The organism is Pseudomonas sp. BF-R-30 (genome assembly GCF_019956175.1).
In the GTDB taxonomy this organism is placed as follows: Bacteria; Pseudomonadota; Gammaproteobacteria; order Pseudomonadales; family Pseudomonadaceae; genus Aquipseudomonas; species Aquipseudomonas jessenii.
The window spans coordinates 1-23,569 of record NZ_JAHBDE010000023.1; the positions used below are offsets into that span (position 1 = coordinate 1).

Below are 23,569 nucleotides of genomic sequence, written 5' to 3' on the forward strand. Positions count from 1 at the left end.
TGGTTAAGATCTTTCGTCTCAACCGAGGCGCGCATTCTACAGCAGCCTCATTTGCTGTCAAGTGATTATTTTCAGAAGCTTTCAAAGTTTCCTTTGTAACTTCAACCACTTGCGCTTCAGATCTCTCATCAGCGGGAGGCGAATTCTACAGCGTTACACGCTGCTGTCAACACCTCTTTTTCAACTCCCTTTCGGCTTCGATGAACTGAAGCAACCTGCTGCCGAAAACTGCGTAACTCTTTGTTTACCAAGGAGTTTTTCGTTTCGACTGCGCCGGAAGTGGGGCGAATTATAGAGATCTGAAATCTGCCGTCAAGCACTGATTTAGGTTTTCTATCAATAAGCTGCAGAAAGCAGCAAAACACCCCAAAGGGTGCCTATATAGAGGAGCCAGAACGCCCCTCTATATAGAAGAGCTTCCCCATAGGCAGCCACAACCCATGTCATAGCCAAAAAATCAGCCCACGCGCACAGACGATTGACTGACCGCCAAAAAACAAAAAAGCACCCAAGGTGCTTTTTTGTTATCGCTATCAGTTGAACAAAGCCGACACCCTCGCCCGCGCCATGTGCAGCTTTTTGTAGCTTTCGATCAGGCGAAGGTGCCTGTCGAGCCCTTCCAGTTTCATGCTCGTCGGCGTCAGACCATAGAACCGCACGCTGCCATCCACGGACCCTATCGCCGCGTCCATCCGCTCGTTGCCGAACATCCGGCGGAAGTTGACCTCGTAGTCGCTCAGTTCCAGATCATCGTCCAGCTGCATTTCCAGCACGACGTTCACGGCTTGATAAAACAAGCCGCGCTCGACAGTGTTGTCGTTGTATTGCAAGAAGGCTTCCACCAGATCCTTGGCCTGATCAAACTTCTGCAAGGCGAGATAAATCAGCAGCCTCAGCTCCAGGATCGTCAACTTGCCCCAAGGCGTGTTGTCGTCGAACTCGATGCCGATCAAAGTGGTGATGTCGGTGTAGTCATCCAGCTCGCTGTTTTCCAGACCTTGGGCCAGCGATCTCAGGCCGACCTTGCTCAGGCTGTGCAGGTTCAGGATGTCAGCGCGGAACTGCAGCGCTTTGTTGGTGTTATCCCAGATCAAATCTTCTACCGGATAAATTTCCGAGTAACCCGGCACCAGAATGCGGCAGGCCTTGGCACCAATGTGCTCATAGACTGCCATGTACACTTCTTTGCCAATGTCTTCGAGAATGCCGAACAGGGTCGCGGCCTCTTCGGTATTGGAGTTTTCGCCTTGACCGGAGAAATCCCACTCAACGAATTCAAAATCCGGTTTTGCACTAAAGAAGCGCCACGAGACCACACCGCTGGAATCGATAAAGTGCTCGACGAAGTTGTTCGGCTCAGTCACCGCCTGACCTTCGAAGGTCGGCTGAGGCAGATCGTTCAGGCCTTCGAAACTGCGGCCTTGCAGCAGCTCCGTCAGGCTGCGTTCCAGCGCCACTTCCAGGCTTGGGTGCGCGCCGAACGAGGCAAACACGCCACCGGTACGCGGGTTCATCAAGGTCACACACATCACCGGGAACTCTCCGCCCAGCGATGCATCCTTGACCAGCACCGGGAAGCCCTGCTCTTCCAGGGCCTGGATACCAGCCAGAATCCCCGGGTATTTCGCCAGTACTTCCTGCGGCACATCCGGCAGGGCCATTTCGCCTTCGAGGATTTCGCGTTTGACCGCGCGCTCGAAGATCTCCGACAGGCACTGCACCTGGGCTTCGGCCAGGGTGTTGCCGGCGCTCATGCCGTTGCTCAGGAACAGGTTTTCGATCAGGTTGGACGGAAAGTACACCACCTCATTGTCCGACTGGCGCACAAACGGCAGTGAACAAATGCCACGCTGGGTGTTGCCGGAGTTGGTGTCGTACAGATGCGAACCACGCAACTCGCCTTCCCGGTCGTAAATCTTCAGGCAGTACTCGTCGAGGATTTCAGTCGGCAGTTCGTCCTTCGGGCCAGGCTTGAACCAGCGCTCGTCCGGGTAATGCACAAACGCCGCGTTGGCGATGTCCTCGCCCCAGAACTGATCGTTGTAGAAGAAGTTGCAGTTGAGCCGCTCGATAAACTCGCCCAGTGCCGATGCCAGCGCGCCTTCCTTGGTCGCGCCTTTGCCGTTGGTAAAACACATTGGCGAGTGCGCATCGCGGATGTGCAGCGACCACACATTGGGAACGATATTGCGCCACGAAGCGATTTCAATCTTCATGCCCAGGTCAGCCAGGATGCCCGACATGTTGGCGATGGTTTGCTCCAGCGGCAGGTCCTTGCCCACAATGTAGGTGCCCGCCTCGCTGGTCGAGTGCGGCATCAGCAACGTCTGGGCATCGGCGTCGAGGTTTTCGACCTCTTCAATCACAAACTCAGGCCCGGTTTGCACCACCTTCTTTACCGTACAACGGTCGATGGAGCGCAAGATCCCCTGACGGTCCTTGGCGGAAATGTCCGCTGGCAATTCAACCTGAATCTTGAAAATCTGGTTGTAGCGGTTTTCCGGATCAACAATGTTGTTCTGCGACAGGCGGATATTTTCGGTGGGGATATTGCGAGTTTCGCAATACAGCTTCACGAAGTACGCCGCACACAACGCCGACGAAGCCAGGAAGTAATCGAACGGCCCCGGTGCCGAGCCATCGCCCTTGTAGCGAATGGGTTGATCGGCAATCACCGTGAAGTCGTCGAACTTGGCTTCAAGTCGAAGGTTGTCGAGAAAGTTGACCTTGATTTCCATGTGCGATTACCAGAATAACGAGCTAAACGATTTGGCCGCCATTATCCGGTTTTTCGGCACAGACCGTTAACTTTCCGCTATTTATCGATCAACACCACACCGCGCTCCTCAAGCAATCGCACAAACATCGTCAGGCTCTGCGACACGGTCCCCCTGCGCCACACCAGCCAGGTGCGTAAATAGCGGAACGACTCCGACAACGGCCAGACACTGACCGTCGTGCATCCAGGCATGCTTTCGAGCATGCTGCGGGGCATCAGCGCCAGGCCGGCACCGGCGCTGACGCAGGCCAGCATGCCGTGATAGGACTCCATTTCGAAAATCTTGCCGGGCACCGCCGCGCCATTGGCGAACCAGCTTTCGAAATGATGGCGATAAGAGCAGTTGGAGCGGAAGGCATAGATGTTTTCGCCATTCACATCCTTGGCCCGATGAATCGGGTCATGGTTGATTGGGGCGATCAGGACCATTTCCTCCTCGAATGCAGGCACGCCCTCCAGCGCCGGATGCAACACCGGACCATCGACAAATGCAGCGGCCAGCCGCCCGGACAGTACTCCATCGATCATGGTCCCGGAGGGGCCGGTGGACAGGTCCAGTTCGACCTTGGCGTGCTTCTGGTTATAGGCGGCCAATAGCTCTGGAATACGTACCGCTGCAGTACTTTCCAGCGAACCCAGGGCGAAGGCTCCCTGCGGTTCTTCACCCGCCACGGTGGCGCGCGCCTCTTGAACCAGGTCGAGAATACGTCGAGCGTAATCCAGAAAGCTCCAGCCGGCCGGCGACAGGCGCAGGCGACTCTTCTCGCGAATAAACAGATCTACACCCAGGTCCAGTTCAAGCTGTTTGATTCTGGTCGTGAGATTCGATGGCACCCGGTGGATATGCTGGGCGGCCACGCTGATGCTGCCGTGCTCGGCGACAGCCTTGAAAATATCGAGCTGAACCAGATCCAAGCCATTCTCCAAACGTGAACGTTATGCTCATTATTATTCAGTTTCCAGAAAACATATAGCCCCATAACCTGAGCACATTCCTACCTCGCAGGACGGTGCCATGACCAACGTATCCAGCCTTACCCATGCCATTTCGATCAACCCCGCTACGGGCGAGCAGATCGGCCATTACCCTTTCGAGTCCGATACGGCATTACAGGCCGCGCTGACGCGGGCCGCTACCGGGTTTCGCGCCTGGCGCGGCAAACCGGTTGAACAGCGCGCGCAACTGTTGATCAACCTCGGTCAGGCCTTGCGCAACAATGCACAGGCCATGGCGAACATGATCACCCTGGAAATGGGTAAGCCGATTGCCCAGGCCCGCGGTGAAATTGAAAAATGTGCGCAGCTCTGCCAGTGGTACGCCGAACACGGCCCCGCCATGCTGAGCCCGGAACCGACTCTGGTAGAAGGCGGCAAGGCACGCATTGAATATCGTCCCCTGGGCCCGATTCTCGCCGTGATGCCATGGAACTTCCCCATCTGGCAAGTCCTGCGCGGCGCGGTCCCCACGCTGCTCGCCGGCAATACCTACGTGCTCAAGCACGCGCCAAACGTCATGGGCAGCACCTACCTGCTGCTGGAGGCCTTCAAGCAAGCGGACTTCCCCGAAGGTGTTTTCGAGGTCATCAACGTCACCCCGGACGGTGTATCCAAGGCGATCGCCGATCCACGCATCGCGGCCGTCACCCTCACCGGTAGCGTGCGAGCGGGCATGGCCATCGGTGCTCAGGCCGGAGCCGCACTGAAGAAATGCGTATTGGAACTGGGTGGCTCCGACCCCTTTATCGTGCTGGACGACGCGGACCTCGATGAGGCGGTAAAAGCCGCCGTGATCGGGCGCTATCAAAACACCGGACAAGTCTGCGCCGCAGCCAAACGCCTGATTGTCGAGCAAGGCATTGCCCGGGAATTTACCCGCAAGTTCGTCGAGGCCACCCAACAACTGGTTGTCGGTGATCCACTGGCTACCACTACCTATATCGGCCCGATGGCTCGCTTCGATCTGCGCGATGAACTGGATCAACAGGTGCGCGACACACTGAAAGAAGGCGCGACGTTGCTGATGGGTGGAAAGAAGGCTGAAGGCCCAGGTAACTACTATGAGCCCACTGTACTCGGCGACGTGACCGATCAGATGACATCATTCAAACAGGAGTTGTTTGGTCCGGTGGCCTCAATCATCACGGCCCGAGACGCAGCCCATGCGCTGGAGTTGGCCAATGACAGCGAGTTCGGCCTCACCGCCACCCTCTACACGCGCAATGTCGAACTCGCCCGGCAGATGGCCAGCGAACTTGAAACCGGCGGCGTGTTCATCAACGGCTATAGCGCCAGCGATCCGCGTGTCAGTTTTGGTGGCGTGAAGAAGAGTGGCTTTGGCCGTGAACTCTCGCATTTCGGGGTGCGTGAATTCTGTAATGCACAAACGGTTTGGCTGGATCGGCGTTAAGAGGGGCGTTGTGTTCCGAACCCGGCTCGGTGGCCGGGTTCTGTTTTCACTCTTGAATGGGAAGGTCAGCTCGCAACTCCTGCATGGTGAGCAATCCTTGTTTTCTGGGATTGCCGCACATCCAACAGGAACATACCTTCCCATTGTTTGCAAAAAGCCCGGCGTTTTTCTCGCTGGTTGACCAGCATTCGTAAGCGCGTTGCTTTGAATAAAAACGAGCCTTTATGCGGCGCGTATCGTGTCGTCGTTGAGCTCTAGACATGTTTTCTCCTAAGCCGAATACGACGAAGCCCCGGCAGACTTCTCTGGCGAGGCTTTGTTCGGCTCATTTCTAAACATATAGAAATGACAGGATTTGATTAAATTCGCTCATCCGTTAATTGATGTCAACAGGCACTCACGCGGCCCGCTCGAATATTAACCCTCGGCCTCCAGAGTCTCCCCCGGCGTGCGTTTGCGCACCGCAGTGCAACAAGCTGCGCACCCTGGATGAAAAGCTGACGACACCACAGGTCGAGCAGATCGCCGCGAAGTACCAGATCGAGTTGGCAGAATACGGGAAGCTGACTTGAGACAAACCCAACTGAAACCTGAAATCAGTTACTGCGACTGAGCTGAACGTTCTGGGATGTACATTCGGTGGTGCTAACAGTACCCATGAAAGCATTCATCTTCACGGAGCACTTCTCGATATTCAAGCCGTTACGTCCATCGCTTGAGATGTTGGTGACATATGGGCCCGCAGTTGTGCAGCCAGCCAAAACAGCAAGCAAGCCAAAGGCAACGATATTGAATTTCATATGAGTCCTTTCGAGCGGTAGCCTGAGCCAAATGGTTCGCCGAAAACGGCATTAAAACGTAGTCAGAGCGTAGACCAACCCGAAAAAATCACCCACTCCTCTGTCGCACCCGGTCACGGTAAAGCCATGATTATCGTCATCACAACACCGCGCTACATGGCTTGGCTCATCGACAAGGGGTCGCGGCGATGACGTCAGACAAGCTTCTTACCCTTTGCCCAACCAGCGACCATCAAGACCACGCCAGGAATCCAAAGGCCCGGCGCAGTGATAGCAAGACCGCAGACAACTAGTGGCAGCCCGGTTAAAAACAACGGATTTCGAAACGCCTTTTCCATAGTAACAACTCCATTAAGAATTTATCTCATTAAACCATCTAGCCTACCGGCGAACTGCGATTAGTCACCGGCACCACTGCTTCTCACAAGGTATCCCGTCGTAGTCGCCATCCATTTCCATTCCTGGGCAATTTTGCAGAAAGTTTGTGGCCTCTGCGCACGAGGTCATCTGCGAGCAATATTTGCGCCCATCGCATTTGACTGGAGCCGAAACAGGCTTTGGCGCAATCAAGACCGCAGAGATTCTTTGGGGACTCGATGGCCGAGCCTCAACCCAGGACTGTAATTCAGGGGAAAACTTCCAAGCCAACAGACCAACAACAAGCAAAACCAAAATCAGTTTCATCTTGATCCATCCATGATGAGAGACCGTTTGTGTTCTCACGTTGCCTGCTTCCAGCATAACCCACTAATCCATATACAGCCTGCCGGTGGGAGGCGGCCAACTGGTACGCAGGTTGGAAGGAGGAATAGATGCCGGGCCTCCACGAAGTGCGAGTGCTGTCGCTGCACCTGTACATGAAAGTCGGAAAGGATGGGCAAAAAATCGCGTGACATGCGAGCGAAGGCATGACCCAAAACTACCAACGTGACCACGAGGAAATCATCTGACCAGAGGCGATTCCGGACCTGAATATCAGCAAAATCACCGGGTAGTTTTGCACCAGTTTTGCGCGGGTTTTACGCAGGCACAAAAAAGCCGAACTAGCTGACTGGCTTAAGTGTCTGATTTCACTCAGAAATAATGGTCTGGACGGAGTAATTCGAACACTCGCCCCCTAGCACCCGATCTCCTTTTTGCATACTTCTTGAAAGCTTTGAAAATTTCACTCTGGATTTTTCCAAGCGAGTATTTACTTGAGCTCCAGCGGTGTTCTGCTCCACGAGAGTCCAGTAACGTCCATCAAGAGCCGACGTTTTTGTGGGGGTAAAAGTAGGGGGAGTCCATTTCATGACCAAAAATTGCCATCAAAGAACTCGAGTCGCTGGCCGCTGAAGATGCCAGCCGGATCCTTAGGGAAGATGGCAATCAGAGCTGTTCTTTTCATACCAGTCGAATCAGCAGCAACACCAGGAGCACATTCAATACCGCCAGCGAACTCAGGCCCGCAAGCACACCGCCAGCGCCCCAGATCTCTAACAGGTACCCGGCCGCGAGGGGAGTCAAGGCCTGTCCTATGAGCGAAGGCCGAGCCATGCGCCCCATCAGCAAAACATAATGAGTAGGCGACATGAGGGCCAATGGCAGCAGTCCTCGAACGATCGCCCGCAAGCCATTACCCGCACCATAGATCACCAGACCCAGCGCGGTCATTGCCGGAGAGATGGTCACAAACAGCAGACCAATTGCCACGAACACCACAGAGATCAACGTCGTCCAGATCGGGTGTCGCTTTCGCGAAAACACTTGTAGAACACGTGACCCTACCTGACTCGGCCCCAGCAACGCGCTCAGTCCGATAGCGGCTGCAAGCGAGTAGCCCTGCCCCTGCAACAATGAAATCAGCTGGACCGACATCGCCGTCATGATCACGGCACCCAACGCGAAGATCAGCGTAAGCAACAGGTAGATCCGCCGGTCTATTGAGAGACTTTCATCACTCACTGCCGGGCTCTTTGTGAGGGGTCCCGTGCCCCGCGCCAGCACCCAGAGATAAAGCGGTGCCACGGCAATGACCAATAACACCCCATAAGCCACGCACGTCGTGCGCCAGCCAACGTGCTCGATGACCAGCGCTACCGCGGGCCATGACAGCGTTGTCGCAAACCCTGAAATAAGCGTGATCCCGGTAATCGCACTGCCCGCCCGCTCCCCGTACAGAGAACCTAAAGCCGCGAATAGCGCTTCATACAGCCCCAGCGCCATACCGACGCCAATCACGGCCCAAGACAAAAGAAACATCGGCAACGAGGTCGAGATGGCCAACAAAAACAACCCGATAGCGACACCCAGCCCGCTACTGGCCAGGATGGGGCGGCCGCCGTACCGGGCGATAAGCCGGCTGGTCAACGGTGCCAGCATCGCGGAAACCAGAATGCTCAGAGACAGTGCGCCATACACCCACTGGCTGGCCCAACCGGTCTCTTTCATGATCGGATCGGCCATGACAGCCATCAGGAAGAACGAACCTCCCCAGACCAGAACTTGCAGCATCCCCAAAATAAAAATGCCGAATACGCCAGGCAGTCGCGTTTGTTGGTTCAAGACAGTGTCATCAGTGGTGAGCAAAGCGGAACTCGTAAGCAGCTGCGCAACTACGGATAATTGGGCGATTTGTATGGGGACGGGGCACTCGCAGCTAACAGGTTCACCGTTGGCTCAAAGCATGTGTCCAGCCCAAATCTTGCGATTGACCAGATCGGCGGCAATCTCGATAAAGGCATCCCCGACAAATTTGGCGGCCGGACTGACCCGCCTGTCGGCCGGAAAAACCTGAACCAGTTTGCGCATGGGAACGGGGTCGACCAAGGGGGCTGCACTGAGCACGCCAGCGTCGACCTGCGCGTAAATCGATGCCAAAGGCAAAGCGGTCAGACCGAAGCCATTTCGGACCAGATCGATCATGGCGCCGAAGGAGTCGGCTTCAACGCTGGTCTTGAGCTTGATCCCGACTTGACGTGCACAATCATCCAGAATCACGCGAAGGCTATGTCGAGCGCTTGGCAATACCAATTGCTGCTCAGCCAATGACTCGAACGATATCGGCGTATCAAGACGCAGGTTGGCGCTGGCGGGACCGACCAGCAGCAGATTTTCCATCATCACCGGCACGATACGCAGCGTATGCAAAGGATGGGGATCGTAAGAAATCGCCAGTTCCAATTCGCCACGCTGAACCCAATCGAGCAGATAACCGCTGAAGGCCGAGGAAAACCTGACGGCGAGATTCGGATGCGCCTCTTTGATCTTGCGTACCAATGGAACAGTGATAATTTGCGCGACCGTCGGCGTCGTGCCGATGACGACCGTTCCCCGAAAAGAGGACTTTGCGCCCACAACAGAACTTCGAATGGACTCCATTTCTTCCATGATTCGGGTGGCATGTGCCAACACTTCACGTCCGGCGTCGGTGATCTCCATGCCTCGACCATGTCGATCAAACAGGTAGGTGCCGAGCTCCTTTTCCAACAATCGAATTTGCCGGCTAAGTGCCGGTTGCGCGATGTGAAGACGATCCGAGGCCTTGCTGAGACTGCCCAGCTCGGCAACATGAATCAGGGTTTTGAGTTGAACGACATCCATTACCAGGCCAGTCAGCATCGGGCTCGGCGCGATATGCGGCGAAAGTGCTGTGAGTGTAATCGCATTTACGCACCTTGGAATGCCCCGCAACCACCGTGTCGTGCGGCCCCAGGACCTTCAAGCCGGCTGTATCCCCCGGCCCGCCGGGGCTGCACGCCAAGCTATAAAATTCAGGTATATCAGTTAGGCCTTCCTGACGGCTTATTACCCTCCTGACTCTGCGGTAGCGTGCAATCAACGTCGGCGCCAAAGAGCGCTCGACTCACTACAAGAATAAGATTCGAGGGCTCGCGCCATGATGTTCAATGCTTCGTCTCACCCGTCCGATTTCCCCGGGCCACTACCGTTCGCCACGCTCGTGCTTCCACCCTCCCCCTTCTCTACGGAAATCCGGCCGTGAGCGGGTTCACGCCTTTTCGTTAAACCCAAAACCCAACGAGCCAGTCACGTCGGACGCGCATCAGCGCGCTCCTCGTCTCCCCTCGCCTTGAAAAAAGGGTGAATCACATGTCCGCATCAATCACAGACGCCAAAGACCACGCAGCCCAAACTGCTGCGATGAGAGCGCCCAACCGCGTCAAGGCCATCATGGGTGCCTGCTCGGGCAATCTGGTGGAGTGGTACGACTTTTTCATTTACGCCTACACCGCCATCTACTTCGCCGCTTCGTTTTTCCCCAAGGGCGACACGACCAGCCAGCTACTGGCGACCGCGGGCGTCTTCGCCGTCGGATTTTTCATGCGCCCGCTCGGTGGCTGGATATTCGGCTGGATTGCTGACACTCGCGGCCGCAAGGTCTCGATGATTATCTCGGTGTTCATGATGTGCGCCGGCTCGCTGCTGATCGCCGTCATGCCGACCTACGCAACCATAGGCGTCGCGGCGCCGATCCTGCTCGTGGTTGCCAGGCTGATTCAGGGCCTGTCGGTCGGTGCGGAATACGGCACCGGCGCCACCTACATCAGCGAAATCGCGACACCGGGTCGTCGCTGTTTCTATGGCTCGTTTCAGTACTTCACCATCATTGCCGGTCAGCTGCTGGCCTTGATGACCGTCGTCATTCTCCAACAAACCCTGACCGGTGAAGAGTTGCGCGAGTGGGGTTGGAGGATTCCGTTCTTCATCGGCGCGCTGAGCTCGGTCGTGGTGGTGTATCTGCGTCGCGCCATGCATGAAACCGCCAACAAGAAAGACATGAACCGCAAAGATGCCGGCTCTCTGCGCGGCATGTTCAAACACAAACGCGCAGTTGCCCTGGTGGTGGCGTTCACCATCGGCGGTTCGCTGTATTTCTATACCTTCACTACCTACATGCAGAAGTTCCTGGTGATCTCCGCCGGCTTCAGCCCGGAAACGGTCAGCTTCATCATGACGGCGGCCCTGATCGGCTTCATGCTTTGCCAGCCGCTGTTCGGCTTGCTCGCCGACCGCATCGGTATCAAGGCGCACATGTTGATGTTCTCCGGGCTGGCCATGTTGCTGGTGATCCCCCTGCTGTACTCGCTGCAGTCGGTCAGCAACCCGTTCATGGCATTCGTGCTGGTGTTTGGCGGTCTGGCCATTGCGTCGCTCTACACGCCGATCGCCGGGATCGTCAAAGCCGAACTGTTCCCACCTGCCGTACGTGCATTGGGGGTTGGATTTCCCTATGCGGTGGGCAATGCGGCATTTGGCGGCACCGCCGAATACGTGGCCTTGTCGCTTCGCTCACAGGGCATCGAGGAGTACTTTTTCTTCTACGTAGCGGCGGTCGTGACCATCACCTTCATCGCCGCGATGCTGATGCCCAACCTGTCGCGTTACGGCTATATCAGTGGCTCAGGTGAGATTGAAGAACGTACCGGTTTGAAGGGACGTGTAAAGCCCCATGCTGCGCGAGTCTGATTGACGGAGGATCTCCAGACGACCTTCAAGGGCCCATGACTTGTCATGGGCCCTTTTTTCATCAGCGCACGGCAGAGGCAGGTGCTACCTGTGGTGCAGATTCAGGGATGCTGTTGCCGACCTTTTCCCGATGGGGCCATGCCTGCAAGTCAAGATCAAGATCCGCGAACTGGCTGGAGTCGAATATCGGCGACTTGATGCCGGCCTTGCGCTGCCGGTCATAGTCACGCAGCAAGCGCATGCCGACGTTGAACAACAGCGCCAGGGCGATCAGATTGACGAAAGCCAACAGCGTCATGGTGATATCGGCAAAGGCGAACACCGTGCCCAGATTTTGCACGGCGCCCCAAAGGATCAACAGCAACACCAGGCCCCGATAGGTGATCACCGCAGCACGTTTATCGCCCAGTAAAAAGCGCAGGTTATTTTCGCCCAGATAGTAGTTGTAGAGGATCGACGTGAAGACAAACAGAGCCAATGCCACGCTAATGAACGTGCGCCCCCAGTCCCCGACCACTGCCGCCAGTGCGTTCTGTGTCAGTACCAGGCCATCGCCTTCGAAGCCTGGTGTGTAAAAGCCCGACAACAGGATCAGCAGGGCCGTGCAGGTACAGATCACAAAGGTATCCAGGAAGACGCTGAAAGCTTGAACCACCCCTTGAGCCGCCGGGTGATCGACTTTCGCTACGGCGGCTACGTTGGGCGCACTGCCCAAACCCGCCTCATTGGCAAACACCCCGCGCTTGACGCCCATGACGATGGCACTGCCAACCAGGCCGGCGAATGCCTGGTCGAGGCCAAAGGCACTTTTGAAAATGGTCACCAGCATGCCCGGTACATGGTCAAACTGAAGCACGATCACATAAACGGTCACGCCAATGTAGGCCAGTGTCTTGACCGGCACCAACAGGTCCGAGACGGCAGCGATGCGCTTGATGCCACCCATGAATACCAGGCCGAGCAATACGGCAATCGCAATACCGGAGTAGGTCGTGGAGAAGCCGAACGCATTGTTCAGCGAGTGAGTCACGGCATGGGATTGCAGCCCGTTGAAGGCAAAACCGAAAGTCACCAGGAGCAACACGGCCATGACCTTGCCCAGCCACGCCTGTTTCAGTCCGTACTGGATGTAGTACGACGGCCCACCCCGAAACTGCCCCTTGGCATCGCATCGTTTATACAACTGCCCCAGGCTGCATTCGAAGAAGCTGGTGGACATGCCTACCAGCGCGGTCACCCACATCCAGAACACCGCTCCTGGCCCGCCCAACGTCACGGCCAACCCGACCCCGGCGATATTGCCCGCCCCTACGCGACCCGCCAGGCTAAGCATCAAGGCCTGGAACGAGCTGATCTGACCGGCACTCTTCTGCACGCTATCGCGAAAGGCTCCGAACATATGCAGGAAATGGCGAAACTGGACAAAGCGTGAACGTATCGTGAAATAACCACCCAGGCCTACGATAAGTACGATCAGGAGCTTTCCGGAAAGAAAGCTGTTTATGACTTCGAGCATGATTTGAACCTCTTGTTGTTATGGATTACAGGCATGCACACGCCCTCACACATCGCCGCGGCAGGCATGTGAGATGAAACGCGTTGAATAGCGACCGCGAGCCCGCAGTCAGGCTCCCGCCCTACATCGGGAAGCGCTCGGGGCGATCGGACTTACCCGGTTCGACTGCTAGTCTGGAAATCGGCGATCTGTTTCCACATCGCGATGGGGTTGGAGTACATGGGGAAGTGGCCGCAGGCCGGAATTGGCGCCAAACGCACGCCTTGTGCCTCGATGTGCGAAAGGTAGGACAGTGAAGCGTTCTGCTCGCCGTACATGAACATTCGCGGGCACTTCAAGCCGAGAAACCTGCTCATCAGGTCGGCGTTATCGGAAAGGTCGACCATCGACCGGAATATCCCCCGCACTGCCCCGGCACGCACCTTTTGCCTGAGGCTCGCCGAATAGAGTGCGCTGGCGTATGCCGGGGCCTGCCGGGCACGCTCGATGAAAGCCGTGAAAAACTTCTCTGGATCATCGCTTGGATAATCATCGATCTGCCGGCTGAGAAAGCAATCTTCCGGAGCAATATTGCCCTCTATATCGACGAAACTGATTACCCGCTCCGGGAACTGATGGGCCAGCATCAGTGCGGTCAGTCCGCCCATGGAGTGGCCGACCAGGTGGAAGCGCTCGATACCGAAATGGTCCAGCATCTGTAACGCGGTCTGCATCAGAAAAGGAATCGAAATACTGGAAAGGTCGCTGCACTGGCTCTCACCACAGCCCGGTGCGTCGTAGGCGAGGAAGGGGTGCCCGGCGAACTCTGCGTGCTGCACGATGTCGGCGTAGTCCTCTTTGGTGGAACCAAAACCATGCAGGAACACAATCGGCGTCAGGTTGCCATTTCGATGAATGGCGGCGACGTTCAGCTGGACTCCCTCAACGGTCAAAGGGAGCTGCGTATGAGTGAACGTTTCGGATGCGGTCACGAAAATGACTCCTTGGACGATAGGACTGCCGCCGAAACAGGTCATCGGCGACAGGCCCAATTTCAGCCGGTTCGAGTCTTATGTAAATTCCTAATTGTGGAACGTTTCCATACGCCAAACCTATCATTGATTGCCCACTCGCAGCCCTTGCTCGCCTCAGGCCTTTTTCCGCAGTCGGGCAATGACTTCTGCTATGAGCGGATTGGGCCGATCCGCATTCCAGGCCACCGCCGTCGTCACCACGTTAAGCTTCTGACTCAATGATCGAAATACCACGTTATCCGGTGCCATTTTCTTCAAGGATGCCGGTACCAGGGCGATGCCCTGCCCATAGCTGACAAAGGCAATTTGCGAAGCGACCGAACGCACTTCATGCAGCACTCGCGGGGAAAACCCGCTGGCTCGGCAGGTTGCGATCAAGTAGTCGAAATAGACCGGGCTGACCTTTCGCGAAAACATCAGCAAAGGTTCGTTGGCCAGGCTGGACAAACTGATACGTGTTCGCGCCGCCAATGGGTGGTCACTGGGTAACGCCACTACCAGACGATCCTCCAGCAACGGCAGTGACTGGATCGAGGCGCCCAGATCACCGTCCAGACGGGCGAAGGCCAGGTCGATATCACCGGCTTCCAGCGCCGGAACGGCCTCTACGCTGTCGATTTCCCGCACGGATACGGTCAGGTGCGGGTAATCGTCTTTCATCTGTTCGATCAGACCGGGCAGTACGTCAAACATGGCCGTGGAGATGGCACCGATGGTCAACATCCCCGACTGCCCTGCTACGGCCTCCTCCACCGCCAGTTCCAGGCGCTCGAGTTGTTCGGCGAATTTACGCACCGCCGGCAGGATCGCCGCCCCCACTGGGGTCAGTTTCGCCCCGCGTCGCGAGCGCTCGAACAGTTGGACCTTGAGTGCCTGTTCCAGCACCTGAATCTGCTCGCTCAGGGGAGGCTGAGACATGCCAAGCCGCTTGGCCGCACGGCCGAAATTCTGCTCTTCGGCGACGGCCAGGAACAGCCAGAGGTGACGGATCAGACGGAAATTGATCATGATTATTCCATAGGTTTAGCGTATCTAACGCTTCTGTGATTAGTAATATACCTATCAAATCGCCTCGTCGACACTGGCCGCCTCCGTCACCGCAGGGGCTACCCCATGAACAAAAAGAGTTTGCTGGATCGCTTGGCAGCGCTGGATACCAACACGGTATCCGACGCCCTCGACTTCCTCGGCCTGGCTGGTGCCACCGTGGGACTACGTCCGCTGTGGAACTGCCCGAAGATTGTTGGTCGCGCCAGCACCGTATTGCTGGCGCCAAAATCCGACAGCGTGCCCACCGTGCATCTGATCACCCCGGTGGTGGAGCAGATCGACAGCGACGACCGCGTGCTGGTCATTGCTGGCGGTATCGAAGGCATTTCCTGCTGGGGCGATATTCTCGCCAACGCCGCGGCCGGCAAACAGGTGCGCGGCACGGTCATCGACGGCTTCAGTCGCGATATCGATGGCAGCGAGTCGATTGGCTACCCGGTATATGGCCGTGGCGTCACCATGATCAGCGCGCGCAATCGGGTGGTGCAGATCGATGCCGCCGTGACGATCAATGTGGCGGGCGTCGACGTCAGCGAAGACGACTATGTCATCGCCGATAACTGCGGAACAGTGTTCGTGCCCCAGGCTTACATCGAGAAGGTAGTCGATCTTGGCGAGCGCATTACCCGTCGCCAGGACGGCATGGTGGAAGCGGTTCGCAGCGGCCGCTCAGTGGCCGAAGTGATGCATGACACCCAGTTCGAAGCTATCCAGGTGGAGCGTTCCTGATGAATCTTGAAGACCAAGCACTTGTCGCCCTGTTTGAGGGCCTGGACACCCCTGGCGTCTCCGATGCCCTGGACAAACTCGGCCTGCCCGGCCAATGCCTGGGCGTGGCACCGCTGGACAATTACAGCAAGGTCATCGTCGGACCTGCCTTCACCGTGCAGTACGTTTCGGCCAGCGTGCCTCCCGGTACTGTGGGCGACTTCATCGAAGACGTGCTCCCCGGTGACGTCGTGGTGATCGACAACGGTGGCCGCACCGACTGCACGGTATGGGGCGACATCATGACCCAGTACGCCGGCAGCCGGCAGATCGCCGCAACGGTCATCGACGGTGTATGCCGTGACGTGAACAAGGCCCTGGGTGACGGTTATCCGGTCTTCAGCAAGGGCCGCTTCATGCGCACCGGCAAGGACCGCGTGCAGGTTCAATCCGTCAATCAGCCAGTGTCTGTCGGCACGGCCCGTGTGTGTGCCCGGGACATCGTGGTGGCCGACGCCAACGGCGTGGTGATTGTGCCTCGCGCCCGGGCAGCTGAAGTGGCCGCGTGCGCCCGCCAGATCGAGTCGGTCGAAGCCGATATCCGAGCCCTGATCGCTCAAGGCAAAACCCTCAAGCAAGCCCGCGCCGCACTGGGTTACCACCACCTGCAGAGGAAAGTCTGATGACCACGCTCCCCCTCCCGTTGAATTTCCACGAACGAGCAAAAATCCTGGGCAGTTCGACGCTGTATGAAGCGTCCCATCTGCCCTGTGCGGTCGACAGCGCGATCCGTCCCGTCTGGGACGGTGCCTTCATCGCCGCGCCGGCCTACCCACTGGAGTGCTCGCCGGGTGACAACCTGTCGTTGCACCTGGCAATGGAGCGCGTACCTCGCGGCAGCGTTCTGGTGGTGGGTACGGGAAGTTTCATCGCCGGTTACTGGGGTGAAGTGCTGACCGTGGCAGCCGAAGCGGCAGGCGTGGTCGGCCTGGTCATTGATGGGGGCGTCCGTGATATCGCGGCACTGAAGAAGCGCCAGTTTCCAGTATTCGCGCGCGGCATCTCGGTCAAAGGCACCGTCAAGGTCAGCGCGCCCTCCGTGGGCCAGCCATTCAATTTCAATGGCGTAGGCGTGGCGGTCGGTGACCTGGTCGTAGCCGACGATGATGGCGTGATCATCATTCCCAAGTCGGATGCCGCACGTACCCTCGCTGAAGGCGAAGCTCGCGCGAACAAGGAAGCGCTGATGATGCAAGCATTGACCGAAGGTCGCTCGACCCTGGAACTGATGAACCTTACCGAATGGAGAACCCGCGCATGAGCGCTGATATCCAACGTCTGAACCAACGCCTGGCCTGTGCGCAACCTTCCGCGACCTATCGGATAATCGATAGAGTGGCTGAGCGCCGGGCGCAAGGTGCGAAGATCATTTCGCTGTGCGCCGGCGAGCCAGATTTCGATACACCCGAACATGTACGTGAAGCGGCCATTCACGCCATCGAACACGGCCACACCCGCTACACCCAGGTCGCCGGTGTACGCTCACTGCGAGAAGCGGTGGCCGCCAAGTTCCGTCGTGAGAACGGCCTGGACGTTACCTGGCAAGACACCCTTGTCTGCAACGGTGGCAAGCAGGTGATCTACAACGCCCTGGCCGCGACCCTCAATGAGGGTGACGAAGTCATCGTGCCGGCACCGTACTGGGTCAGTTATCCGGAGATGGTGCAACTGTGTGGTGGTGAAACCAGAATCGTCACTTGCGATGCCGATACCGGATTCAAGCTGACGCCCGCGGCACTGACCGCGGCGATCACACCGCAGACCCGCTGGCTGATCCTCAACTCGCCTTCCAACCCGACGGGCGCAGTTTACAGCCGGGATGAGCTTCAAGCCTTGGCGCAGGTGTTGTTGGCACACCCTCACGTGTTGATTCTGGCCGATGACATCTACGAACACCTGATCTTCGACGATCAAGTATTCCATACCCTCGCCCAGGTTGAACCACGGCTCGCGACGCGAACCCTGACCATGAACGGTGTTTCCAAGGCCTATGCCATGACCGGCTGGCGTATCGGTTTTGCCACCGGGCCACGCTGGCTACTGGAGGCCATGGAAAAACTGCAAGGTCAGCAAACCTCAGGTGCAAGCTCGATCTCACAGCAGGCTGCACTCGCCGCACTGGAGGGCCCCAAGGACTTCATCCGCGAAAGCCGTGCCGCTTTTCAGGGGCGTCGCGATTTGATGGTGGAGCTTTTGAACGCCACACCTGGTCTTGAATGCGTCAGCCCAGCCGGGGCGTTTTACGCGTTCGCCTCCTGCGCGGGGCTGATCGGTCGAACCTCAGCGGGCGGTCGAGCGCTGCTCACCGATGAAGATGTCGCCCACGCATTGCTTGACGAAGCGAATGTGGCGGTGGTGCATGGCAGCGCCTTTGGCCTCGGCCCCTACATTCGCATTGCCTATGCCCTGGATGATGCTTCATTGCGCAAGGCCTGCGAGGCCATCCGCGCGTTCTGTAGCGCCCTGCGTTAACCCAAGCGTATTTGAACGAACCCGGCCATCGCCGGGTTTCGTTTTTCTCGGCACGGGTCAGACAGTCAGCGGTTTCTCCCCCACACCACCCGAAGCGTCCAGCGCGGCGGCGTCTCGCTCGGCCTCATCCTCACTCACCAACTCGCCTTCCCATTTGGCCACCACAGCCGTGGCGATGGAATTGCCCACCGCGTTGGTGGCCGAGCGGCCCATATCGAGGAAGGTGTCGATCCCCAGAATCAGCAGCAAACCGGCTTCGGGGATATCGAACTGGGTCAGCGTCGCGGCAATCACTACCAACGAAGCCCGGGGCACGCCGGCCATGCCTTTGGAAGTCAGCATCAACGTCAACAACATGGTGATCTGCGTGCCGATGGACATCTCGATGCCATAGGCCTGAGCGATGAACAGTACGGCAAACGTGCAGTACATCATCGAGCCGTCAAGATTGAAGGAATACCCCATGGGCATGACGAAACTCGAGATTCGGCGCTTGACCCCAAAACGATCCAGCGCATGAAGAATCTTCGGGTAAGCCGACTCGGAGCTGGCTGTAGCGAAAGACAGAAGGAAAGCCTCTCTGATCAGCACCACCAGTTTGAACACCCGACGCCCCAGAAACATCCAGCCGGCAAACACCAGCATCACCCAGAGCACAATCAGCCCGAGATAGAAGTCGCGCATGAACACGGCGAACTTGACCAGAATGGACAGGCCGTTAATTGAAACGGTCGCGGCCATGGCCGCCATCACCGCCAGCGGAGCAAGCTTCATCACATAACCGGTAACCTTCAACATCGCGTGGGACAGGTCTTCGATGACATTCACCAGGCCCTCGGCTTTCTTGCCCAGGGAGGCCAGCGCAATGCCGAAGAATATCGAGAACACCACGATTTGAAGAATTTCGTTGGTGGCCATGGCCTCCGCGAAAGATTTGGGCACCAGATGTGTCATGAAATCCTTGAGGGTGAACACCGACGTTTGCAGGTTGGTCGCACTGGTCACCTCTGGTAATGGCAATCCCAGGTTATGCCCGGGTTGCAACAGGTTGGCCATGACCAGCCCTACCGACAGCGAGATCAACGAGGCCGTCAAAAACCAGCCCAGTGCCTTGCCGAACACCCGGCCGACAGCGCTGGCATCCCCCATGTGTGCGATGCCCACCACCAGGGTCGAGAACACCAGAGGGCCAATGAGCATTTTGATCAGGCGTAGAAAAATGTCAGAGACGATCGAGATGTAACCGGCGACTCTGGTCGCCACCGCTTTGTCCGGGAAGTTCAGGAAAATCATGTAGCCGATAAGGATCCCCAATAGCATGGCGATCAGAATGCCTGCCGCAGCCGGTAGCCTGTTTTTCATTAGGTGTGCCCCCTACTTATTGTTGTAGTTGCGTCGGTTACGCGCTGTAACCACGTAGCCGAAAACTACCCTAGCCCCACCCCGTCAATAAGAGCGGATCACGCTCTAGCTGATATGCCCAAATGCTATGGCCAGGCGCCCAGGCTCAGCACCTTTGCCCTTCCCATACTTTGTGGTTATCGCAGTTCGCCACTGCGCCATGCATTCACCGTCCAGCTATATAAAACGGGCATATCTCAAAGACAAAAACGGTAGTCGTCGTTCTCCTTCAGCACTCCCAGAATGTGTGAAAACACAAAAGCAGCACTGCTTGGGAGATGGGCATGTCAACAGAAGCTGAACAAACCGTGGGACAGGATTGGCAGGAGGATGTATTCCGCGTGCTCAAGGCCCACGACGTCAAACACGTGGTCTTCGTACCGGATGCAGGTCACTCGGCGGCCATCCGCATGTCGTATGCCGACCCGGACATCAAGGCCGTTGTCCTCACCACCGAAGAAGAAGGCATCGGCTACCTCGCCGGCGCCTGGCTCGGCGGTGAGCGCGGCGCCCTATTGATGCAGTCCAGTGGTGTCGGCAACTGCATCAACACCCTGGCACTTCAGGTATGTGCCGGCTTCCCGCTGTTGATGGTGGTCACCATGCGCGGCGACTGGGCCGAATTCAACGCGTGGCAGAACCCGATGGGCCAGGCCACCGAAGCCTCCCTGAACCTGATGAAGGTCATGACCTGGCGCGCAGATGTCCCGGAAGACGTCGCCCCGCTGCTGCACGGTGCCGCGACCATGGCCTTCAACGGTGATTCCGCCACTGCCCTGCTGCTCGGTCAGCGCCTGATTGGAGAAAAGAAATGGGTCAAGTAAGCGCAAACCACACCCTGTGCCGCCGCGAAGTGGTCAAGGCCTTGCTGGCCGACCGCAAAGATGTGCTGGTCGTGACCGGTCTGGGCTCAGCGTCTTATGACGTCATGGCCGCCGGCGACCATGATCTGAATTATTACCTCTGGGCTGCCATGGGCAGCGCAATAACGGTCGGCCTGGGCCTGGCGAATGCCCAGCCGGACAAGTCGGTGGTGGTAGTCACCGGTGACGGTGAGTTACTCATGGGATTCGGCGCACTGGCCACGGTAGCACTGCAGAAGCCCGCCAACCTGACCATCGCAGTGCTGGACAACGGTCACTTTGGTGAGACCGGCATGCAAGTCAGCCACGCCGGTTTCGGTATTTCCCTGGACCAGGTGGCGAAGACTTGCGGCTTCAGCTGGACCGACGAAATTCGCGACATGGAAGGCGTACACGACCTGCGCGAACGCTTCGCTACCCGTGACGGCGTCAAGCTCGCGACGATCAAGATCAAAGCAGAAAACCCACCCCGGGTGCTGCCACCCCGTGATGGTCACTACGTCAAAAATCGCTTTCGTGCTGCGCTGGGTTTCAACCCGATCTGATTGCGCCCTACCCGAACCCGGTCACGCAGGGCTGATGCCATGCGTGACGCGTTGAGGAGAATAATAATGACCGACCGCAACTCTGATGAACTCAATGCCATCCGCGAAGGCGTACGCGCCTTGTGTGCTGAATTCGATGCCGCTTACTGGCGCAAAGTCGACGAAGAAAAAGGCTTCCCGGAAACCTTCGTCAAGGCTTTGACCGACGCCGGTTGGCTGGCTGCGATGATTCCTGTCGAATATGGCGGCTCCGGCCTCGGGCTGGCCGAGGCCTCGGTGATCCTCGAAGAAGTGAACCGCTGTGGCGGCAACTCCGGCACCGTTCACGGGCAGATGTACAACATGTTCACCCTGCTGCGTCATGGCAGCGAGGCACAGAAAAGCTACTACCTGCCGAAACTGGCCAACGGTGAACTGCGCCTGCAATCGATGGGTGTGACCGAGCCCACCACCGGCACCGATACCACCAAGATCAAGACCACCGCGATCAAACGCGGCGACAAGTACGTGATCAACGGGCAGAAAGTGTGGATCTCGCGAATCCAGCATTCCGACCTGATGATCCTGCTGGCGCGCACTACGCCCTTGGCCGAGGTGAAGAAAAAGTCCGAAGGCATGTCGATCTTTCTGGTCGACCTGCGCGAGGCCATCGGCAACGGCATGACCGTGCAGCCGATCGCCAACATGGTCAATCACGAAACCAACGAACTGTTCTTCGACAACCTGGAAATCCCCGCTGACAGCCTGATCGGCGAGGAAGGCAAAGGCTTCCGGTACATCCTCGACGGGCTGAATGCCGAACGCACACTTATCGCTGCCGAATGCATCGGCGACGGTCGCTGGTTTATCGAAAAGGCCAGTGCTTATGCCCGAGACCGTGTGGTGTTCGGGCGCCCTATCGGGCAGAACCAGGGCGTGCAGTTCCCCATCGCCGAAGCCCACATCGAAATCGAAGCGGCTGACCTGATGCGCTGGCGTGCCTGCGAAGAATACGACAGCGGCATCAACGCCGGGGCCAGCGCCAACATGGCCAAGTACCTGGCAGCGAAAGCGTCCTGGGAAGCGGCTAACGCCTGCTTGCAGACCCACGGAGGATTCGGCTTTGCCTGCGAATACGACGTCGAACGCAAATTCCGCGAAACCCGTCTGTATCAGGTAGCGCCCATCTCTACCAACCTGATCTTGTCCTACGTTGCCGAACACCTGCTCGAGCTGCCGCGCTCTTTCTGATAACAAGAGAGATAAAAATCATGAGCCAGCCCAAAAGCATCCGTCCGCTCGATGGCCTTACCGTCGTCAGCCTTGAGCATGCCATTGCCGCGCCCTTCTGTACCCGACAACTGGCCGATCTCGGCGCAAGGGTGATCAAGGTCGAACGTCCAGGCACAGGCGATTTCGCCCGGGGCTACGATCAACGCGTCAACGGTCTGGCCTCGCACTTTGTCTGGACCAATCGTTCAAAAGAAAGCCTGACCCTCGACCTGAAGCAGGATTGTGCCGCCGACGTGCTGGACAGTTTGCTGGCCACCGCCGATGTGCTCGTGCAGAACCTGGCGCCCGGTGCGGCCGCGCGAATGGGGCTGTCATTCGAGGTGCTGCACCAGCGTTTTCCGCGCCTGATCGTCTGCGACATTTCAGGCTATGGCGCCGGTGGCCCCTACGAGAAGAAGAAAGCCTACGATCTGCTGATCCAGAGTGAAGGCGGATTCCTGTCGGTCACCGGCGGCCAGGGCGAGGAAGAAATGGCCAAGGCCGGTTGTTCAATTGCCGATATCGCGGCCGGCATGTACGCCTACACCGGCATCCTGTCTGCGCTGTTGTTGCGTGAACGCACCGGTGAAGGCAGCCACCTCGACGTTTCGATGCTCGAAAGCCTGGTCGAGTGGATGAACTACCCGATGTACTACGCCTATGACGGAGCTCCTCCGCCCCCTCGCGCCGGCGCTGCACACGCCACCATTTACCCCTATGGTCCCTTCCCTGTCGGTGACGGCACCACGGTGATGCTGGGTTTGCAGAACGAGCGTGAATGGCAGTTGTTTTGCGAGAAGGTGCTGCTTGCGCCCGGGTTGGCCAAAGACCCGCGTTTCTCGGCCAACTTCAAACGTGTCGAAAACCGCAATGTGCTACGGGAATTGATCGTTGAATCGTTCTCCACGCTCAACTTCGATGCGGTGATCGATCGCCTGGACCAGGCGCAAATCGCTAACGCCCGAGTGAACGATATGCAAGGTGTCTGGGACCATCCGCAACTTCAGGCCCGTGATCGCTGGCGAGCAGTCGAAACCTCTGCTGGCCCCGTTCCGAGCCTGGTCCCGCCCGGCAGTAACAGTGCGTTCGAACCTCGCATGGATGCCGTGCCAGGACTTGGCCAACACACCGAACAAGTGCTCAAGGAGCTGGGACTGGGGGCAGAGCGCATTGAACAAATGCGTGCCACCGGTGCCATCTAACGGCAACGATCAAAGTTTTTCGAGAGAACACTGCCC

At 57.6% G+C, this 23,569-nt stretch carries 20 protein-coding genes and 1 pseudogene; 11 read left to right on the plus strand and 10 right to left on the minus strand.

Translation table 11 applies throughout. The features are described from left to right. Positions 1-533 precede the first annotated feature (533 nt). Together KGB20_RS14295 and ptrR are read right to left on the minus strand one after the other, a co-directional pair. The gene (locus tag KGB20_RS14295; RefSeq protein ID WP_154910298.1) at positions 534-2,738 is read right to left on the minus strand and encodes an OsmC domain/YcaO domain-containing protein; all 2,205 of its coding nucleotides are present in this window, start codon (positions 2,736-2,738) and stop codon (positions 534-536) included. Positions 2,739-2,815: 77 nt separating this feature from the next. Beyond that, positions 2,816-3,694, minus strand: coding sequence for a putrescine utilization regulator PtrR (gene ptrR / locus KGB20_RS14300; protein ID WP_154910297.1), 879 nt, complete (start codon positions 3,692-3,694; stop codon positions 2,816-2,818). A 100-nt stretch (positions 3,695-3,794) separates the two neighbouring features. Here ptrR and KGB20_RS14305 point away from each other — a divergent pair, with 100 nt between their 5' ends. After that, positions 3,795-5,186, plus strand: coding sequence for an aldehyde dehydrogenase family protein (locus KGB20_RS14305; protein WP_154910296.1), 1,392 nt, complete (start codon positions 3,795-3,797; stop codon positions 5,184-5,186). A 596-nt stretch (positions 5,187-5,782) separates the two neighbouring features. Here KGB20_RS14305 and KGB20_RS14310 read toward each other — a convergent pair. After that, entirely contained in the window at positions 5,783-5,986 is a 204-nt protein-coding gene (locus tag KGB20_RS14310; protein WP_154910295.1) for a hypothetical protein, read from the minus strand. Positions 5,987-6,388: 402 nt separating this feature from the next. Further along, entirely contained in the window at positions 6,389-6,670 is a 282-nt protein-coding gene (locus KGB20_RS14315; protein ID WP_150812770.1) for an excalibur calcium-binding domain-containing protein, read from the minus strand. 89 nt (positions 6,671-6,759) lie between these two features. Between KGB20_RS14315 and KGB20_RS14320 the strand changes: the two are divergent. Then, positions 6,760-6,936, plus strand: a pseudogene (locus KGB20_RS14320) (integrase); the annotation flags it as partial. A gap of 433 nt (positions 6,937-7,369) precedes the next feature. On the opposite strand, the gene KGB20_RS14325 reads toward KGB20_RS14320, so the two are convergent. Both KGB20_RS14325 and KGB20_RS14330 read right to left on the minus strand, forming a co-directional pair. Continuing rightward, positions 7,370-8,479, minus strand: coding sequence for an MFS transporter (locus KGB20_RS14325; protein WP_154910311.1), 1,110 nt, complete (start codon positions 8,477-8,479; stop codon positions 7,370-7,372). 165 nt (positions 8,480-8,644) lie between these two features. Further along, positions 8,645-9,586: a LysR substrate-binding domain-containing protein gene (locus KGB20_RS14330; RefSeq protein WP_174245511.1), complete on the minus strand. Its 942-nt coding sequence runs from the start codon at positions 9,584-9,586 to the stop codon at positions 8,645-8,647. A 489-nt stretch (positions 9,587-10,075) separates the two neighbouring features. Between KGB20_RS14330 and KGB20_RS14335 the strand changes: the two genes are divergently transcribed. Then, a complete protein-coding gene (locus tag KGB20_RS14335; RefSeq protein ID WP_150812769.1) occupies positions 10,076-11,452 on the plus strand; it encodes an MFS family transporter in 1,377 nt (458 codons plus the stop codon). Between the two features lie 61 nt (positions 11,453-11,513). Here KGB20_RS14335 and KGB20_RS14340 read toward each other — a convergent pair whose 3' ends face one another. The 3 genes from KGB20_RS14340 to KGB20_RS14350 all read right to left on the minus strand — a co-directional run bounded on the left by KGB20_RS14340 (position 11,514) and on the right by KGB20_RS14350 (position 14,989). Beyond that, positions 11,514-12,968, minus strand: a complete 1,455-nt coding sequence (locus KGB20_RS14340; RefSeq protein WP_154910294.1) for an alanine/glycine:cation symporter family protein — start codon at positions 12,966-12,968, stop codon at positions 11,514-11,516. Positions 12,969-13,120: 152 nt separating this feature from the next. After that, on the minus strand, positions 13,121-13,939 hold the full coding sequence (locus KGB20_RS14345; RefSeq protein ID WP_154910293.1) for an alpha/beta fold hydrolase: 819 nt from the start codon (positions 13,937-13,939) through the stop codon (positions 13,121-13,123). A 156-nt stretch (positions 13,940-14,095) separates the two neighbouring features. Further along, on the minus strand, positions 14,096-14,989 hold the full coding sequence (locus KGB20_RS14350; protein ID WP_154910292.1) for a LysR family transcriptional regulator: 894 nt from the start codon (positions 14,987-14,989) through the stop codon (positions 14,096-14,098). Between the two features lie 105 nt (positions 14,990-15,094). On the opposite strand from KGB20_RS14350, the gene KGB20_RS14355 reads away from it, so the two are divergent. Genes KGB20_RS14355 through KGB20_RS14370 form a run of 4 tightly spaced genes read left to right on the plus strand, consistent with a single transcriptional unit; the run spans position 15,095 to position 18,271 of the window. Beyond that, positions 15,095-15,760 (plus strand): RraA family protein, encoded by a 666-nt coding sequence (locus tag KGB20_RS14355; RefSeq protein ID WP_154910291.1) that lies wholly within the window; start codon positions 15,095-15,097, stop codon positions 15,758-15,760. Next, entirely contained in the window at positions 15,760-16,422 is a 663-nt protein-coding gene (locus tag KGB20_RS14360) for an RraA family protein (RefSeq protein WP_154910290.1), read from the plus strand. The genes KGB20_RS14355 and KGB20_RS14360 overlap by 1 nt, the downstream gene beginning before the upstream one ends. Beyond that, the gene (locus KGB20_RS14365; protein WP_154910289.1) at positions 16,422-17,060 is read left to right on the plus strand and encodes an RraA family protein; all 639 of its coding nucleotides are present in this window, start codon (positions 16,422-16,424) and stop codon (positions 17,058-17,060) included. The genes KGB20_RS14360 and KGB20_RS14365 overlap by 1 nt, the downstream gene beginning before the upstream one ends. After that, positions 17,057-18,271 (plus strand): pyridoxal phosphate-dependent aminotransferase, encoded by a 1,215-nt coding sequence (locus tag KGB20_RS14370; protein WP_154860552.1) that lies wholly within the window; start codon positions 17,057-17,059, stop codon positions 18,269-18,271. The genes KGB20_RS14365 and KGB20_RS14370 overlap by 4 nt, the downstream gene beginning before the upstream one ends. Positions 18,272-18,328: 57 nt before the next feature. On the opposite strand, the gene KGB20_RS14375 is transcribed toward KGB20_RS14370, so the two are convergent. Next, positions 18,329-19,633 (minus strand): dicarboxylate/amino acid:cation symporter, encoded by a 1,305-nt coding sequence (locus KGB20_RS14375; RefSeq protein ID WP_154910288.1) that lies wholly within the window; start codon positions 19,631-19,633, stop codon positions 18,329-18,331. A 323-nt stretch (positions 19,634-19,956) separates the two neighbouring features. Between KGB20_RS14375 and KGB20_RS14380 the strand changes: the two genes are divergently transcribed. The 4 genes from KGB20_RS14380 (at position 19,957) to KGB20_RS14395 (ending at position 23,533) form a co-directional block, all read left to right on the plus strand. Continuing rightward, positions 19,957-20,496 carry a thiamine pyrophosphate-binding protein gene (locus KGB20_RS14380; RefSeq protein ID WP_007896342.1) on the plus strand — a complete coding sequence of 180 codons (540 nt, stop codon included), beginning with the start codon at positions 19,957-19,959 and terminating at the stop codon, positions 20,494-20,496. After that, on the plus strand, positions 20,484-21,080 hold the full coding sequence (locus KGB20_RS14385) for a thiamine pyrophosphate-dependent enzyme (RefSeq protein ID WP_150812760.1): 597 nt from the start codon (positions 20,484-20,486) through the stop codon (positions 21,078-21,080). Before KGB20_RS14380 ends, KGB20_RS14385 begins: the two co-directional genes overlap by 13 nt. Positions 21,081-21,146: 66 nt before the next feature. After that, entirely contained in the window at positions 21,147-22,310 is a 1,164-nt protein-coding gene (locus KGB20_RS14390; RefSeq protein WP_150812759.1) for an acyl-CoA dehydrogenase family protein, read from the plus strand. A 20-nt stretch (positions 22,311-22,330) separates the two neighbouring features. Continuing rightward, positions 22,331-23,533, plus strand: a complete 1,203-nt coding sequence (locus KGB20_RS14395; RefSeq protein WP_191626084.1) for a CaiB/BaiF CoA transferase family protein — start codon at positions 22,331-22,333, stop codon at positions 23,531-23,533. The last annotated feature ends 36 nt before the right edge of the window (positions 23,534-23,569 follow it).

Coding starts and splice junctions, on each gene's coding strand:
- KGB20_RS14295 (WP_154910298.1), bottom strand. CDS start 2,738: ATGGAAATCAAGGTCAACTTTCTCGACAACCTTCGACTTGAAGCCAAG.
- KGB20_RS14305 (WP_154910296.1), top strand. CDS start 3,795: ATGACCAACGTATCCAGCCTTACCCATGCCATTTCGATCAACCCCGCT.
- KGB20_RS14310 (WP_154910295.1), bottom strand. CDS start 5,986: ATGAAATTCAATATCGTTGCCTTTGGCTTGCTTGCTGTTTTGGCTGGC.
- KGB20_RS14315 (WP_150812770.1), bottom strand. CDS start 6,670: ATGAAACTGATTTTGGTTTTGCTTGTTGTTGGTCTGTTGGCTTGGAAG.
- KGB20_RS14325 (WP_154910311.1), bottom strand. CDS start 8,479: ATGCTGCAAGTTCTGGTCTGGGGAGGTTCGTTCTTCCTGATGGCTGTC.
- KGB20_RS14330 (WP_174245511.1), bottom strand. CDS start 9,586: ATGCTGACTGGCCTGGTAATGGATGTCGTTCAACTCAAAACCCTGATT.
- KGB20_RS14335 (WP_150812769.1), top strand. CDS start 10,076: ATGTCCGCATCAATCACAGACGCCAAAGACCACGCAGCCCAAACTGCT.
- KGB20_RS14340 (WP_154910294.1), bottom strand. CDS start 12,968: ATGCTCGAAGTCATAAACAGCTTTCTTTCCGGAAAGCTCCTGATCGTA.
- KGB20_RS14350 (WP_154910292.1), bottom strand. CDS start 14,989: ATGATCAATTTCCGTCTGATCCGTCACCTCTGGCTGTTCCTGGCCGTC.
- KGB20_RS14355 (WP_154910291.1), top strand. CDS start 15,095: ATGAACAAAAAGAGTTTGCTGGATCGCTTGGCAGCGCTGGATACCAAC.
- KGB20_RS14360 (WP_154910290.1), top strand. CDS start 15,760: ATGAATCTTGAAGACCAAGCACTTGTCGCCCTGTTTGAGGGCCTGGAC.
- KGB20_RS14365 (WP_154910289.1), top strand. CDS start 16,422: ATGACCACGCTCCCCCTCCCGTTGAATTTCCACGAACGAGCAAAAATC.
- KGB20_RS14370 (WP_154860552.1), top strand. CDS start 17,057: ATGAGCGCTGATATCCAACGTCTGAACCAACGCCTGGCCTGTGCGCAA.
- KGB20_RS14375 (WP_154910288.1), bottom strand. CDS start 19,633: ATGAAAAACAGGCTACCGGCTGCGGCAGGCATTCTGATCGCCATGCTA.
- KGB20_RS14380 (WP_007896342.1), top strand. CDS start 19,957: ATGTCAACAGAAGCTGAACAAACCGTGGGACAGGATTGGCAGGAGGAT.
- KGB20_RS14385 (WP_150812760.1), top strand. CDS start 20,484: ATGGGTCAAGTAAGCGCAAACCACACCCTGTGCCGCCGCGAAGTGGTC.
- KGB20_RS14390 (WP_150812759.1), top strand. CDS start 21,147: ATGACCGACCGCAACTCTGATGAACTCAATGCCATCCGCGAAGGCGTA.
- KGB20_RS14395 (WP_191626084.1), top strand. CDS start 22,331: ATGAGCCAGCCCAAAAGCATCCGTCCGCTCGATGGCCTTACCGTCGTC.